Below are 16,043 nucleotides of genomic sequence, written 5' to 3'. Positions count from 1 at the left end.
ATACGGACATGCAAGGGAAAGCAGGGGCTTCTTTTGTTTCTATACTTACTGTATTTTGGTCACAGGCCTTAATACTTCATATCCGATGACTTCCGGATAATGCCGCTGATAGACCGGACAATCCTTTTCATTCCAGGCATAGCCTTTTAAAGCGGGATCATAATTCCAGGCTAAAGTCTCTACCCGCTCCATTACCTCGCTGCAGTCAGAGAGATAATCAAAAGGCGGGTGAAAAAATACGAGGTAATAATTTCCCGGTACTTTTTTTACTTCAAAGCCCTTTGGAACCGGGCCGTTATAGTTATCTGCCACACCAAGCCCGTAAAAATATTTCTTATGATTATTTTGACAGGACCAGCCGGCAGTATGGACTGTCACAACAGGATGCATAATATTGCTTAAACTGTCAATGGTTCCGCAGATTTCCTCACAGTCATGATATTTCCAAAAGTCCATATAATTTGCGGCTCTTTCTTCCCATACACCCATATATTTGTGTTCGGGGATAAATTCTATTCTGACATTTGCTTTTGTTAAACAGGTTTCACTCATAATAACCTCCTTGGATTTGATAACATGTTCAGGGAAAAGGGCAGTACGTCTGATGGGCAGTATAATCGGAACAGGATTCCTGCGGTACCAATAGGGAGTATATCCGAATTTCTCTTTAAAAGCCCTTGTAAGAGCTTCCTGGGAGGAAAATCCATATTTGACTGCAATATCAAGGATCCGTTCTTTCGTATCACGTATTTCCAGAGCAGCTCTGCTTAAGCGTCTGCTTGCAACGTAGTTTTTCAGTGTGATACCAACAATTTCATGGAACTGGGTAGAGCAGTAATAAGGGGAGTAACCCACCTGTTTTGACATTTCTAAAAGTGTTGGATTTTCTGATAAATTATCTTCAATCCAGTCAATCATTTTTTGAACCGATTCATTCCATTGGTACATAACATATCCTCCCTGTGTTTACAGGATAGCAAATTGAGGGCAGAAAAAACTTGATATTTCTTGCAGTATTTTATATGGGTGATTTTTATAATATAACAAAGTCCTAATTTGAATGCAAGCGGTTAAGCTTACAGTATTTGGGGAATCTGTAAAATACAGTGGCAAGGTGTTAAGAATAGACTATAAAAATCAAAAATAGGCAATAAAAATAAAGAAAAGACGATGCCTGTTAGCGCAGCGTATGATAAAATCAAATCAGAGGGAGCTTGGACTTTGGAAAGGTGCGGGTGATATGTACAAAACTTTATTAGTGGATGATGAAATTAATATTTTAAACGGAATGGCAGCAGGTATCCCCTGGGAGAAGTGGGGATATGAAGTGATCGGAATGGCAAGGGACGGACTGGATGCAGCGGAGATGATTGAAGCTAACTGCCCGGATGTCGTTGTGTCTGATATCCGTATGCCGCATATGGATGGGGTGGAGCTGATGAAATACTTAAACAACAACCATCCCGAGGTGAAAATTATCATATTAAGCGGTTACAATGATGTAGAATACCTGAACATGGCAATCAAAAACGGGGTCGTGGAGTACCTTTTTAAGCCTACGGATATTGATGAATTTGAGGAATGTTTTGCAAGGCTTAAACGCAGGCTGGATGATGAAAAATTCAAGCGGGAAGAAAGAGACAGAATATATAAGCAGGCAGGAGACAATAAGCTGTACCGGCAGTCCCATTACCTAAGGCAGATGGTAAAGGGGTTAAAGGAAGAGGACGAGCAGTTAAACATTGATTTTTCCGATTATTTTATGATAACAGGAGAAGTGATGGAGGACAATGAAGAGGGAGGGAATGTTGAACTTCTTACGCTAAAGAACAGGATGGTACAATACTGTAATATGCGGGAGAGTTACTATCAGGTTCATTTCTTTCTGGACGACAGGGAAAGGATTACGGGTATTATGTCGGTACCCAAAGGCATTGAGGACTGGAAAAAATTCGCTTTCAAATATATACAAAGCCTCCATTCAGAGCTTTTAGACCTTTATCAGAAGAAATCCATAATGGGTATCAGCAGCTTATGCCATAACAAGGAAGAATTGCCCGCAGGCTATGAACAGGCCGTGATATGCCTTGAACAAAGAATGATGCTGCAAACAGAGCCTATCGGGATATATGATGATGCAAAAGAACCGGACAGGAAAGATCAGATACGCTTTCCGGCAGAGCTTATGTGGAGCTATATTGAAAATTATGAGACAGAAAAGCTAAGATTGAGTGTAGCCCAGGTCTTTGCACAGATTGGCAGCCAGATATCCAGTGACTATTCCTTTGTGGACAGGCTTTGCCTGGAGTTTCTATACGATGCCGCCGAGTATGCCAGAAACCGCAGAAATATCTCACTGGCCCAAATAATGGGGGAGGAAAAGAAGCAGTACAGGGATATCTATTTCCTGAAAAACCTTAAGAAGAAGCAGGAATTTATGGAAGAGGTTTTAATAAGCCTCTTAAAAGCCTGGAAAGGAAAAGAAGAGAACAAGGGGCATGTTGGAAACCTTGCGGATTATATAAGAAATATGGTGGATAAGGAGTACTCTGCCAATTACATGTCGTTAGATTATATCGGCGAGAAGATCAAAAAGAATCCTTCCTATATTTCTAAGATATTCAAGCTTGAAACCGGTAAGAATTTCAGCGATTATATCATGGATAAGCGGATGGATAAAGCGAAGGAAATGTTAAAGGATTTTTCTATTAAGATATATGAGATTGCGGAAGCCACCGGCTATGCAGATGTATCGAACTTTATAAGGGTGTTTAAGCGTTATACCGGCTTAAGCCCGAATGAATACCGTAATGTACTTATGAAACAGGCAGATAAACAGGAGAAGAATAGCGTTGAAAATTAAGAGCATAAAAAAAGTAGGAAAGACCTCTCTGGCAAGGCAGTTAATTCTGTTAATATTGATCGTTTGGCTGTTTGAGCTTGTCGTAACGGCAATTATCTTCGGTATGACCAAGTCAGAGATGAATAAGCAGGCAATTAAAAATGTAGAGAGCCGGACGGGTTCCATATCCAACCAGTTGGATGTTATGATGTCCCAGCTCTCTATTGTATCTGATAAATATTCTTATAGTTCCGGCATACAAAAGTACGGAGATAAGTTCTACAGTACCAATGTTGCGGAAAAGAAAAGGAGTATTGTTGAAATCAGGGAATTATTAAACTCAACGGATATGTTTAATGAGGGGAGCCGCATATCTGCCATTTATACCCGGTATGGTGAGCTTTTAAATCTGCTAAGCCCGGAGATAGACGGGGGAGTGGTGATTGATTATTTGCTGGATCTTGGAATAGCGGATGTTAAGAATCTTTCCCTGATGAAGTGGTATGTCCTGCCCCAGAACTGCCTGCAAACACCGGAAAATGAACTGGGAGTAAGCAAAGAAACGGATAACAGGGAGAAAACTCCCCTTGAGATGGAATTGTTCAGGCAGGAGAAGCGGATACTTGCTTCCCGTCGTATTATCAATCCCTTTACCGGTAACCTTCTCTACATCCACCTCTTCTTATTTAGTGAACAGGAAATTTACGATAAATATAAGGACATTGCAGAAGATGTTCAGGGAACGGTTGTAATTACGGGAGAAAATGGACAGATTATATCCTCCAATGATGTAGGGCTGCTGCAAAAAGGTACCCTGGACGAAAATATCTGGACGAAGATTGAGGATAAAGAGAATGCAAGCTTTTTCTTAAAGCATGGGGAAAATGAGCAGATTGTCTCAAAGCTGGTAAACAATAAATCCGGCTGGAGGGTGACCTGCATTGTACCCATGAAAAATATCACAAGAGAAATTGACGTATTGTTCCTGCGCTATTCCCTGGTATTTTTTGTGTTTGCCCTGTTTAGTGCCGTCTTTATTATTAAGATTACCGGGCGGTTTCTAAAGCCTATAGATACTCTGAATAAAGCCATGAAAGAGGTACGTGACGGCAAATTGGATGCCTATGTAGCGACCACAGGCAACAATGAAGTGGAGCAGATGTGTAAGATCTATAATTCCATGCTGTTCCAGATATCCCAGCATATCGAAGAGCGTGTGGAGGAGGAAAAGAAGAAGAAAAAGCTGGAGTTAGAGGTGTTAATGGGGCAGATTAATCCTCATTTCTTATACAATACTCTGGAAACCATTGTGTGGAAGTCTACGGAAATCGGGCATCCTGAAATCGGCAGGATAGCTGCTTCCCTTGGAAGGATGTACCGTCTGTCCATTGGCGGCGGGGCGACAATTGTACGTATACAGCAGGAGTTGGAATGTCTGATGGCATATGTCAGAATCCAGGAAATACGGTATGCGGATAAGGTGGATTTTGATATCAGGGTGAAATATGAGGAAATCAGGGATTACCAGACAATTAAGCTTACCCTGCAGCCGGCACTGGAAAACAGCTTCCTGTATGCAACAGATGAGGTTGACCACGTAGTAAAAATCCGTGTTAAGGTCAAAGTAATGGAAGAAGAGATACGATTTGTTATCGGAGATAACGGCTCCGGTATGTCAAGAGAGCGTCTGGCGGAAGTCAGAAATAGAATTATCTCCGGCAGGGCAGCAAAGGAACCCAATATAAAACAGAAGGGAAGCGGCATCGGGCTTCACAGTATCAGTGAAAGGATACGGATCTATTTTGGTAAATCAGAGGCTGTAAGGATATATTCCAAGGAAGGCTGCGGTACGATAATTACAATCACGATTCCAAAGATATCGGAAAAAGAAGTTGAAGAAAAGAATAAAAATAGTCAATAAAGTGCGAATATGGCTTATAGTAAGCAGGAGGAGAAGCCCCTATAATAAAGGTGTAAACAAAAATTATATATGGGAGGAAATTATGAAAAAGAATTTGCAGAAACTTATTGCTTGCGGTTTAGTAACTGCTATGTTTGCAGGAGTTTTGACGGGCTGCGGCTCATCGAACAAAAACAATACTGCAGAAACCAATAAGCAGGATAACAGTGCCACTGCTACTGCCACACCCGGGGAAAAAGACGGGGATACGGGCAGTGCCAAACCTTTTGAAGGTGTTAAGCTTAAATATGCGACAACACAGACTGCCAGCACAGGGGAAGAGAACCAGAAACTGATACAGTTAGTAAAAGATGAAACAGGTATTGACATTGAATTCTTTGTAATACCCAACTCCGATTCCGGCGAAGTGGATAAAACCCTTGTCAGCTTGATGAATGGAGATGAAATCGACATTATCTATAACACAAAGCCCGGCTTAAAGACATTTTACAATGCCGGTGTTCTTACGGATCTTTCAGAGCTTGCAAAGACAGAAAGCTATGATATGGCAAGTAAATTCGGAGATTATTTACCGGTATTTGATGACGCAGTATACGGTCTTCCGGCATTCTCTGATATCTGGATTACCTTATATAACAAGAAGATATTTGATGATGCAGGCGTAGCTTATCCCAGCGCAAAAGACTGGACCTGGGAAAAATATGTTGAGACAGCAAAGTCTTTGACCAACACAGACAAAGGCATCTACGGTTCCCTTATGTTAGATTATGACTGCTATAATTATATGTATGCATTACAAAAGGGCTGGAATCCTTATAAAGCTGACAACACTGCTAATTTTGATGATCCTTTATTCAAGGAAAGCCTTAACTTCTACTATGGACTTGGCAATAACGATAAAATACAGCCTTCCATTCTGGATTTTAAAGCAAGCGGTACAGCATGGAATGCTTTCTTTACCACCGGACAGTATGGTATGTTTGTATGCGGCGGCTGGACAACCAGTGTGTTAAATAACTTTGAAAAATATCCAAGAGATTGGAAAGTTGGTCTTTTACCGCTGCCTTATCCGGAAGGACAAGAGGCTTCCACTTTAACAGTTCCCGGCTGCTATGCAATACCTACTACCAGCAAGAACAAAGAAGCAGCTTTCGCAGCAGTTAAATGCATGGCAGAAAACCAGTATAAGTTAGGCTTTGGACGTGTTCCTGCCAGAGTGGACTTAAGCAATGACGAAGTAAATGAGTATATTGAAAACAGCTTGGCAAAACCCTTTGCCTTTGATGAATTAACCGTTGATGATTTCAAAACTGCATGGTTTGATCCTACCAGAAAAGCATTATCCGAAAAAATCATCGGACCAGGAAGCTCGGTTATTTCCCAGGTCGTAATCGAAGAAGGCCAGTTATACGGACAGGGTGGAGAAGACGTTGACGCAGCAATTAAGAATATACAGAATAAAGCAAACGCTGCCATTGAATCAGACAAATAGAAAGAAATAGTTTTCGTGCCGGTTCTCTTTGGGTACCGGCACTTTTTATAAGGATTTTGAGCCGTTTTAGGCGGCGGAATGCGAGGAACTATGAGAAATTACTTGTTAAAGCAGCAGAAGAACAGCTATAAAGCGAATTTACACTGCCATACCACATGGTCTGACGGGCAGTTAAGTGCAAGTGAAATAAAAGAAGCCTACAAAGCGAACGGTTACCAGATAGTAGCCTTTACCGACCACAGGATGTATTCCTGGCATCGGGAATTAGATGACGAGAACTTTCTTGCCTTAGCGGCGATGGAAGTGGATATTAACGATAAGTTCCGCGTTCCGGGAGACTTTTCACAAGTTAAGACCTGGCATATGAATGTATATGACAGAACTCCCTGGGTGAGAGCTATTAATAAAGAAAATTCAAAGGGTTTTGATGAATATAGAGAGTTTACAAAGGCACTGTTACCGGTACAGGATTACAAAAACATGGATGAAATCAACCGTTACATAAACGTTATGAACGAGAATGGCTTCCTGGTATGCTATAACCACCCCTACTGGTCTTTGCAGGATGTGACCGAGTACAGCAAATTAAAGGGAATATGGGGAATGGAAATCTATAACTATGGCTGTGAGCATGACGGCCTGTATGGTTATCATCCCCAGGCTTATGATGAAATGCTTCGGGCGGGAATTCTTTGTAAATGTGTTGCAACAGATGACAATCACAATTCATACCCTTTCGGACATCCTTTGTGTGACAGCTTTGGCGGCTGCATCCGGATCAATGCGGATGAGCTTTCCTACAATGCTGTCATGGAAGCCTTAATTTCCGGGAATTTCTACAGTGTAATAAACCACACAGAAGGCGGCAGCTTTGGCAGCCATGCCGGCCCTGAAATTAATGAAGTCTATATAGAAGACGGTACCTTATTTATTAAGACCAGCCCTGTGAAAAAGATTTACGTGATGACACAGGGAAGAAACTGCTTAAAATCAGTGGCAGGAAACGAAGAGACTATAACATGTGCAGCCTTTACCTTAAAAGGAAATGAAGGTTATATCCGCATCAGTATTATGGATGAAACCGGTTTGCGGGCAGATTCAAATGTTTATTGTATAAAGGAGAAAGATTATGCAGGCGGAGACTAAGACAAAAAAATATAACAGGCAAAAAAGAGAAAACCGTTACGGAGCAATGTTTGTTACTCCGTACATCTGCGGCTTTATACTGTTTCAGGGGCTTCCCTTTTTGATTGCAATCGGTCTGGCCTTTACCAATGTACGTTATATCAGTAAGATCCACGATGCGAAATTCATCGGTTTTGGGAATTTTATTAAAATGTTCCATGACCAGACCACAATGGATGCCCTGGGCAGAACAGCCCTGTATTCCCTGCTGTATGTTCCGCTTATTATGATTATCGGATTTACAATGGCATATCTGGTGAATAAAGGAATCCACTTTAAGAATCTGGTCCGTTCCATGTTCTTTCTGCCCTACGTGGCCAACATGGTAGCGGTATCGGTGGTATTTACCCTGTTATTAGGACCAAAGGGGCCATTCATAAAGGCTCTTTTAGCAATCGGCGTAGAGAACCCGCCCTTTTTTCTTTACGATATGAAGACTGCCCTGCCTACGGTAGTCTGTATTGCAGTATGGAAAGGTGTCGGATTAAACCTGATTACCTATCTGGCTGCCCTGCAGGGAGTTTCGGGAGATCTTTTAGAGGCCGCTGAAATCGACGGGGCAGGCAAAATAAAGCGAATCCTCCATGTAATTATACCTATGGTTTCACCTACTACCTTTTTCCTGTTAATCAGCTCTGTTATTACTTCCCTGCAGAATCTTACCATTATACAGGTTCTTACCCAGGGAGGTCCCGGCCAGTCCACGACTGTAATGTCAATTAACATTATCAGGACTGCCTTTACGAGATTTGAGACAGGTTATGCAAGTGCCCAGGCTGTAGTTATGTTCGTTATTGTAATGGTATTTACGATAATACAGTGGCAGGGACAGAAAAAATGGGTGAATTATTAGGAAAGGAGCTTTTATATGAGTTTGAAACTAAGAAAAAACTTAAGGTCATGGACAGTAACAATTATATTAATGGTAATAGGCCTATTGTGCATCTACCCTTTTATTTTTATGATATCCTCTTCTTTTAAGATATCAGCGGATGTACTGGGAAAGCCTCTGCAAATTATACCGGATAAATTTATTCTTTCGAATTACACTGATTTGTTTGGTGATCCTTATTACGATTTTGCACAGTGGTATAAGAATACCATCGTAATGGTAGTAACTACAATTGTTTTAAAGGTATTTATTATTACCTATACCGCTTATGGATTTGCAAAGATTAAGTTTAAGGGAAACGGCGTATTATTCCTGATATTAATGTCAGCTCTTATGATACCCGGTGATATTATGCTTATCCCCAGATATTCTATTTTTAAGAACCTTCATATTCTGGATAGTATGTGGTCTTTAGTATTGCCTTCCTGTTTTGATATTTATTTTGTCTTTATGTTAAGGCAGGCCTTTATAGCAATACCGGATTCCATCAGCGAAGCGGCTGAAATTGACGGCTGCCACCATTTTACCATCTATTCCAGAATCATATTGCCCTTAGCAAAGCCAAGTATCGTTACCATGGTATTATTTACCTTCGTATGGTCCTGGAATGATTACATGGGCCCCTATATCTATATCTCAACAATCAGCAAGCAGATGCTTTCCGTTGGTATTAAACTGTTTACGGAAGGGCAGGTAGCAGACCCGGCACTTCAGATGTCCTCTGCGACTCTGGTTTTGATACCGATATTAATCCTCTTTTTCTTTACCCAGAGATATTTTGTGGAAGGCTCCACCTCCTCAGCCGTAAAAGGGTAAGGAAGAAGCAATTTATTATCTTTAACTAGGAGGAAATTTTATGAGCAGCCATTTCGGCAGGGTAACGGTACCCACGGATGTGGATATGATAGAAGAAACAAAAGAGATTGTCAAAAGGTGGGGAGCGGACGCCCTTAGGGATTGTGACGGCACCGATATGCCGGAAGAGTTAAAGAGCCTTCCGGCAAAGATTTATTCTACTTACTACACAACTAGAAAAGATAACGAGTGGGCAAAGGCAAATCCCGGTGAAATTCAGCAGATGTATCTTATGACGGAATTTTACACGGCGATGGAAAGGGAAGAGCTTCGAATTCCTGTTATGAAGCACCTTTATAAAGAACAATTAAAGCCCAATACCATAGATGATATCAAAAGATGGTGGGAGGTTATTGACCGGACCACCGGAGAAGCTTTATCTACTGACTGCTGGAGTTACGAAGAAGAAACCATGGAAGCGGTTATTCATAAGCCTTTAAGATACCATGATTACACCGTAAGTTTTCTGGCATTTATCATGTGGGACCCGGTACATATGTACAACTTCCTCACAAACAGCTGGGAGAATGTAGAGCATCAGATAACCTATGATGTAAGACAGCCAAAGACAAAGGAATACGTAGCAGAGAAGCTGCGCCGTTATCTTAAGAATAATCCGTCTACAGATGTAGTGCGTTTTACAACCTTTTTCCATCAGTTCACTCTGGTGTTTGATGAGCATGCAAGAGAAAAATTCGTGGACTGGTTCGGTTACAGTGCCAGTGTAAGCCCCTATATACTGGAGCAGTTTGAAAAGGAGGTAGGATACCCTTTTAGGCCTGAATATATCATTGACCAGGGGTACCATAATAATACCTTCCGTGTGCCATCAAAGGAATTCAGGGATTTTCAGGCTTTCCAGCAGAGAGAGGTCGCAAAGCTGATGAAGGTGCTGATTGACATCTGCCATGAGGATGAAAAGGAAGCCATGATGTTTTTAGGGGACCACTGGATTGGGACAGAACCCTTTGGAGAGTACTTTAAAAACACCGGACTTGACGCCGTTGTAGGCTCTGTCGGAAACGGGACCACCCTAAGGCTGATATCTGACATTCCGGGAGTAAAATATACGGAAGGCCGCTTCTTACCCTATTTCTTCCCGGATGTATTCTATGAAGGGGGAAATCCCATCAAGGAAGCAAAGGAGAATTGGGTAACAGCCAGAAGAGCCATTCTTCGCAAGCCGGTGGACCGTATCGGGTACGGCGGTTATCTTAAGTTAGCGCTGCAGTTCCCGGATTTTGTACAGTATATCGAGGACGTATGCAATGAGTTCCGTATGCTCTATGACAATATGGGAGGACAGGTACCCTACAGCCATTTTAAGGTAGGAATCTTAAATGCCTGGGGAAAGGTTCGTTCCTGGGGAACCCATATGGTTGCACATGCGAAAGATTATAAGCAGACCTATTCCTATGCCGGTATTTTAGAAGGTTTAAGCGGAATGCCCTTTGAGGTGGAATTTTTAAGCTTTGAGGATGTGATAGCCGACCCTTCCGTTCTAAAGAAATGCAGTGTTATTATTAATGTGGGAGATGCCTACACGGCACCAAGCGGAGGTGCTTACTGGGAGAATGAGAAGCTGGTATGTGCCCTGAAAGAATATGTAGCAGAGGGAGGCGGCTTTATCGGAGTGGGAGAGCCTTCTGCTTTCCAGCGTGAAGGAAGGTATTTTACTCTGGCAAATGTTCTGGGAGTGGATAAAGAAATCGGCTTTGGCCTTTCCACGGATAAATATAACTGGGAGGAGCACGAGCACTTTATCACAGAGGAATGTAAGGGAGATATTTACTTCGGAGAAGGCATGAAGAATATCTATGCACTTGAGGAAGCAGAGATTTTATGCTGCAGGGAAGAGAATGTCCAGATGGCGGTTCATGCCTTTGGAAAGGGACGCAGTGTATATATCAGCGGCCTGCCTTACTCCTTTGAGAATTCCAGACTTCTCTACCGTGCCATTTTCTGGGCAGCAGGCAGGGAAAAGGAAATCCACAGATGGTATAGCAGCAATTATAACCTTGAAATCAATTATTATCCGGCTACAGGTAAGTATTGTCTTGTAAATAACACCTTCACAGAGCAGTCGGCAATTATCTATGACGGAAACGGAAACGACAGAGAAGTTACCTTAAAGGAAAATGAAATCATTTGGTACGACTTCTTATAGAAAGGGAGAGTACGAAAATGAGAGGCAATGAAAGACTTTCTTTATTTTGGTGCCAGAATACCGGTAAAGAACTGGCTGATTTGATGAAAAGGGAGTACGAAGAGGAAACCGGTGCACTTCTTGTACAGGCAGAAGAGTTATTAGGGAACAGCTTTACCTTCAGAGAACATTGGGAGATGGAGCGCACCCACAAGCCGGTTATCTTTGAGAAAGAAATAGATTGGAAACATGTTCCTGATGGAGATGCGGAATGGGTCTATGCCCTGAACCGGCATACTTTTCTCCTGATCCTGGCAAAGGCCTGGTATATCACAGGGGACTTGCGCTTTGGAGAAAAATATGCGGAGCTTATAGAAAGCTGGCTGGTGAAGGAGCCCTTAACAGAGGAAAATAAGAAAAGCACCTGGCGCAGTATTGAAGCGGGAATCCGCTGTGAATACTGGCTTAGGAGTTTGCAGCTGATGGCAGGCTGTCCGGTGGTAACTGATACCTTAAAAGGTAAGATGGAGGATAGCCTAAGGATACATGGAGACTATCTGGTAAAGACAAATGAAACCTTCCACCGTATCAGTAACTGGGGAGTGCTGCAAAACCATGGTCTGTTTCTTCTGGGATTGTATTTTAATGAAAAGGGCTGGATAGAAGAGGCGGTAAGCCGGCTGCAGCAGGAAATGCAGCAGCAGGTATTTCCTGACGGGACCCACTGGGAGCAGAGCCCTATGTATCATGGTGAGGTGCTTCATTGCTTTCTGGATACCTATCTGCATGCCAGACGTTTTCGTATAGCTATGGGAAAGGAATTTAGAGGCAGGTTAAAAAGCATGGTATATGCGCTGGCAGTTTTAAGGAGGCCAAAGGGGGAGATACCCTGCCAGTCAGACAGTGACGGAATAGAAGCCGGTGATTTAGTGGCAATGGGAAGCATACTTTTTAGGGACCGTAAGTTAAAGTATCTTGCCGGTAACCGGTTTTGCAGTGAAGTCTGGTGGCTTCTTGGCATCGGCTGCCGAAAAGAATACCAGGTTATGGCAGAAGAAAAACCAGGGTTTACTTCTTATGCCCTTACAGACAGCGGGAATTACGTACTAAGGGACAGTTTTACAGAAAACAGCGGCTATGTCCGTTTTCACTGCGGTACAATGGGCAGCGGTCACGGCCATGCAGATTTACTGCATGTTGACTTTGCGGCAGAAGGAGAGGATATTCTTATTGATTCCGGCCGTTATACTTATGTTGAGGGAGAGGAAAGGGCTTATTTAAAGTCCCCCAAAGCCCATAATACGGTAGTGGTGGATGGAATGGATTTTACGGAATGCCGGGGAAGCTGGAATTACGGCAGGATGGCTGCTCCTATTAAGGGAGAGCATTGCTTTTCCCAATATGCAGATTATGTCTGGGGAGCCCATCTTGGATATCTTGATATTGGCTTATACACGGAAAGAAGGGTAATTTACCTAAAGAATAACCTGCTTTGTATCATAGATTCCTTTCGCGGAAAAGGCTGGCATGATTATGTCCAGTATTGGCATATACAAAAAGACTGTTCCCTATTCCTAAATGAAGGGAAAGGAACTATAATAGGAAAGAATGTCGATGGAGAGCTTCTGTGCCTTAAGGGAGAAGGAAAGATAGCGGATGATATCTGTTCCACCGAGTATAACCGGTTAGAGAAGAATCAGACCCTTATACAAAACTGGAAGGCAGAAGGAAGCACTTCAATGATTACTATAATTACCGCTGATAAGAAAGACCAAGGGAAACCGCTTAAAGCAAAGCTTCTTCCTGTTACCTTACAGAGCAGCAAAAAAGAACTTACTTCCTCACAGGCAGAAGCAATTCAAATCTGCCATGGAGAGGAGGAATTCGTCCTTATCCTGTGCTATGAAGAGGTAATAAACGGTGTGGACTTAGTAAGTGCAGGCGGGTACAGTTCCTATGGAAAAGTCCTGGTGTTTTCAAAAGATAATCCGGCCGGGCAGTGCCTGCAATATTAAGCGGCAATAGCGGGTAAAAAGAAAGGACTTTATGGGAACAAAATGAATTGGAGAAAATATACGGATATTCTAATCGGCAATCTGCTTATCACCTTTTGCTATGCTTGTATCACGGTACCAAACCATATAATCAACGGAGGTGTAACAAGTTTTTCCATGGTAACGGCAAGGCTGTTAGATGTCCAGACGGTATATCTGGTGAATGTGGTGACCCTGCTGTTGTTAGGTTTATGCTACATAGGACTGGGGAAAGAATATTTTTTTGGAACCATATTTAGCTGTGTTTGCTATCTGGCTTTATTTAATGTGTTTAGTAAGATTGGATTTACGGTGCATCTTCCTAAAATTGCATCTGTTCTTCTTAGTGCGGCAGGAGTTGGTGCAGGGTATTTCATGTGCCTTCATGCCAAAGCAACAACAGTGGGCTTTGACGTACTTGCACTGATATTTCATAAGAAATGGGATAAGTTAAATGTTGCCTGGACCATGGGAGCTATTAATCTGGCCGTTATGTTATATGGAGGATTTACCTTTGGCATACTGGCAGTTATTTACGGAGCTGTTTTTGTCGGAGTACAGTCCATTGTATTAAATGAACTTCAAAAGTATGACAGTAAGAAAGAGAAGGGGGATTCATGGAAGGGATAAGCAAAGAAGAAGTAGGGCAGGCACTGGATTTTTGTGCAGAGCATATAAGAAGATATCTTCCGGATTTTACCTGTCAGTTTCAGAATGCCTTTAGTGTGAATAATTTCTATGAACCGGCCGAAAACGACGATTGGACTAACGGTTTCTGGACGGGAGAAATCTGGCTGTCCTATGAGCATACGAAGGATGGAGCCTTCCGGCAGGCGGCAGAGATTCAGATAGAGAGCTTCTTGGACAGAATCAACCGGAAAATAGTAGTAGACCATCATGACATGGGCTTTTTATATACTCCCTCCTGTGTGGCAGGTTATAAGCTGGTACACAGCGAAAAGGGAAGAGAAGCGGCAATTAAGGCCGCAGACCAGCTAATCAGCCGCTACCAGCCAAAGGGAGAATTTATTCAGGCCTGGGGAAAGTTAGGAGAGAAGGGCAACTACCGCCTGATAATCGACTGCCTTCTAAACCTCCCCCTGCTTTACTGGGCAAGCGGGGAAACAAAAGATTCAAAATACAGTGAGATTGCCGAAAAGCACCTTCATACGGCTCTAAGAAATGTTATCAGGGAGGATTACTCCACCTGGCATACCTTTTATTTTGACACAGAGACGGGAGAGCCGGATCACGGGGCTACCTGTCAGGGCTACCGGGACGGTTCCGCCTGGGCAAGAGGACAGGCATGGGGAATCTATGGCAGTGCACTGGCATACCGTTACACAAAAAAAGAAGAGTATAAGGAAGCCTTTTATAAGGTGACCGAATACTTTTTAAACCATCTTCCGAAGGACATGGTACCTTATTGGGACCTGGAATTTACGGAAGGGTCAGAGGAGCCAAGGGATTCCTCCTCTGCTTCCATTGCTGCCTGCGGGATACTGGAAATGGCAAAATACCTCACAGAGCAGGAAGCAGAAAATTACAGGCTGTTAGCACGAAAGTTCATGAAATCCTTATATGACAACTATGCCGTTAAGGAACATAGCAGTTCTAACGGGCTGGTGTTACACAGTACCTATGCAAAGAGTTCTCCTTATAATACCTGTAATAACCATGGGGTAGATGAATGCAACCTGTGGGGAGATTATTTTTATATGGAAGCCCTGACAAGACTTCATAAGGACTGGGAGCAGTATTGGTAGTGTAAAGCTGCCGCAGACGGAATACCAACTTAACTTCGTAATAGCAAAAGCCTTATAGCCTTCCTTTGATACACTTGGGAAGTTATAAGGCTTTTTTAGAAAATATGGGAAACTGCGGCTTCGCTTCTTGGCGGGATTCTTTACTTGGTCAGGGCTTAAAGAGTGAACTTATAGTAGAATTTTAGAATATTTCAGGTATAATGAAAGTTAATTATAGGGCTTTGAAACAGTTAGGGAAAAGAAAATAGGAGATAAACAGATGAAAATATTAGTCACAGGCTTTGAAGCCTTTAACGGAGAACAGATAAATCCTTCAGAAGAAATCATAAAAGCACTGGCAGAAACCTTTGGTGAGGAGCTCTATACCTTAAAACTTCCGGTAGAATTCAGGGAAGCAGAGAAGAAGCTTGTGGAAGCCATAGCACGCCTTACGCCGGATATTACCCTCTCCCTTGGGCAGGCAGCCGGCAGGGAATGTATTACCATTGAAAGGGTGGCAATTAATGTAGATGATGCCAAATACCCGGATAACTTCGGATACCAGCCGGAGGATATCACTATTTGTGAAGAAGGAGCGACAGCGTATTTTACAACGCTGCCTCTTAGGGGAATCCTTGCATGCCTTGCTGAAAATGGGATAGAAGCACGTATATCCAATACCGCCGGTACCTATGTCTGCAATCATGTAATGTATCAGGCCCTGCACCTGGCAAGTACCGGATATCCGGACATGAAGGCAGGCTTTATTCATGTGCCTTACATGAAGGAACAGACAGAGGGCAAGGAGAATGCTCCGTATATGGAATTAAGTGAAATGATTCGGGCAGCAGAAATAATTATCCGGTATCTCAAAGTCTCTTAAAATCAAATTCGTTATTCATTTGGTTAACTGCGCCAATTGACGGCGGCGG

Annotated in this window: 12 protein-coding genes; 11 read left to right on the top strand and 1 reads right to left on the bottom strand. The window is 42.6% G+C overall.

Translation table 11 applies throughout. The features are described 5' to 3' along the window. Positions 1-45: 45 nt before the first annotated feature. Positions 46-948 carry a helix-turn-helix transcriptional regulator gene (locus BUF11_RS07970; RefSeq protein ID WP_073588296.1) on the bottom strand — a complete coding sequence of 301 codons (903 nt, stop codon included), beginning with the start codon at positions 946-948 and terminating at the stop codon, positions 46-48. 292 nt (positions 949-1,240) lie between these two features. On the opposite strand from BUF11_RS07970, the gene BUF11_RS07965 reads away from it, so the two are divergent. The 11 genes from BUF11_RS07965 (at position 1,241) to pcp (ending at position 15,994) form a co-directional block, all read left to right on the top strand. Next, positions 1,241-2,863: a response regulator transcription factor gene (locus BUF11_RS07965; RefSeq protein ID WP_175562013.1), complete on the top strand. Its 1,623-nt coding sequence runs from the start codon at positions 1,241-1,243 to the stop codon at positions 2,861-2,863. Further along, positions 2,853-4,763 carry a sensor histidine kinase gene (locus BUF11_RS23765; RefSeq protein WP_084558547.1) on the top strand — a complete coding sequence of 637 codons (1,911 nt, stop codon included), beginning with the start codon at positions 2,853-2,855 and terminating at the stop codon, positions 4,761-4,763. Before BUF11_RS07965 ends, BUF11_RS23765 begins: the two co-directional genes overlap by 11 nt. 82 nt (positions 4,764-4,845) lie before the next feature. Then, positions 4,846-6,255, top strand: a complete 1,410-nt coding sequence (locus tag BUF11_RS07955) for a type 2 periplasmic-binding domain-containing protein (RefSeq protein WP_073588400.1) — start codon at positions 4,846-4,848, stop codon at positions 6,253-6,255. Between the two features lie 90 nt (positions 6,256-6,345). Further along, complete coding sequence (locus tag BUF11_RS07950) at positions 6,346-7,401, top strand: PHP domain-containing protein (protein ID WP_073588399.1); 1,056 nt, start codon at positions 6,346-6,348, stop codon at positions 7,399-7,401. After that, entirely contained in the window at positions 7,385-8,293 is a 909-nt protein-coding gene (locus BUF11_RS07945; RefSeq protein ID WP_073588294.1) for a carbohydrate ABC transporter permease, read from the top strand. The genes BUF11_RS07950 and BUF11_RS07945 overlap by 17 nt, the downstream gene beginning before the upstream one ends. Before the next feature lie 15 nt (positions 8,294-8,308). Continuing rightward, a complete protein-coding gene (locus BUF11_RS07940) occupies positions 8,309-9,148 on the top strand; it encodes a carbohydrate ABC transporter permease (protein ID WP_073588293.1) in 840 nt (279 codons plus the stop codon). 40 nt (positions 9,149-9,188) lie between these two features. Beyond that, positions 9,189-11,354 (top strand): 1,3-beta-galactosyl-N-acetylhexosamine phosphorylase, encoded by a 2,166-nt coding sequence (gene gnpA, locus BUF11_RS07935; protein WP_073588292.1) that lies wholly within the window; start codon positions 9,189-9,191, stop codon positions 11,352-11,354. A gap of 17 nt (positions 11,355-11,371) precedes the next feature. Then, positions 11,372-13,348 (top strand): alginate lyase family protein, encoded by a 1,977-nt coding sequence (locus BUF11_RS07930; RefSeq protein WP_073588291.1) that lies wholly within the window; start codon positions 11,372-11,374, stop codon positions 13,346-13,348. Between the two features lie 42 nt (positions 13,349-13,390). Beyond that, positions 13,391-13,996 carry a YitT family protein gene (locus tag BUF11_RS07925; RefSeq protein WP_073588290.1) on the top strand — a complete coding sequence of 202 codons (606 nt, stop codon included), beginning with the start codon at positions 13,391-13,393 and terminating at the stop codon, positions 13,994-13,996. Then, positions 13,984-15,132, top strand: coding sequence for a glycoside hydrolase family 88 protein (locus BUF11_RS07920; protein WP_073588289.1), 1,149 nt, complete (start codon positions 13,984-13,986; stop codon positions 15,130-15,132). Before BUF11_RS07925 ends, BUF11_RS07920 begins: the two co-directional genes overlap by 13 nt. Positions 15,133-15,391: 259 nt before the next feature. After that, positions 15,392-15,994, top strand: a complete 603-nt coding sequence (pcp, locus tag BUF11_RS07915; protein WP_073588288.1) for a pyroglutamyl-peptidase I — start codon at positions 15,392-15,394, stop codon at positions 15,992-15,994. Positions 15,995-16,043 lie beyond the last annotated feature (49 nt).

This window comes from Anaerocolumna xylanovorans DSM 12503, assembly GCF_900143645.1.
GTDB lineage: Bacteria > Bacillota > Clostridia > Lachnospirales > Lachnospiraceae > Anaerocolumna > Anaerocolumna xylanovorans.
The sequence above is the reverse complement of the archived record's forward strand: the minus strand, read 5'-3'. Positions and strand labels throughout refer to the sequence as shown.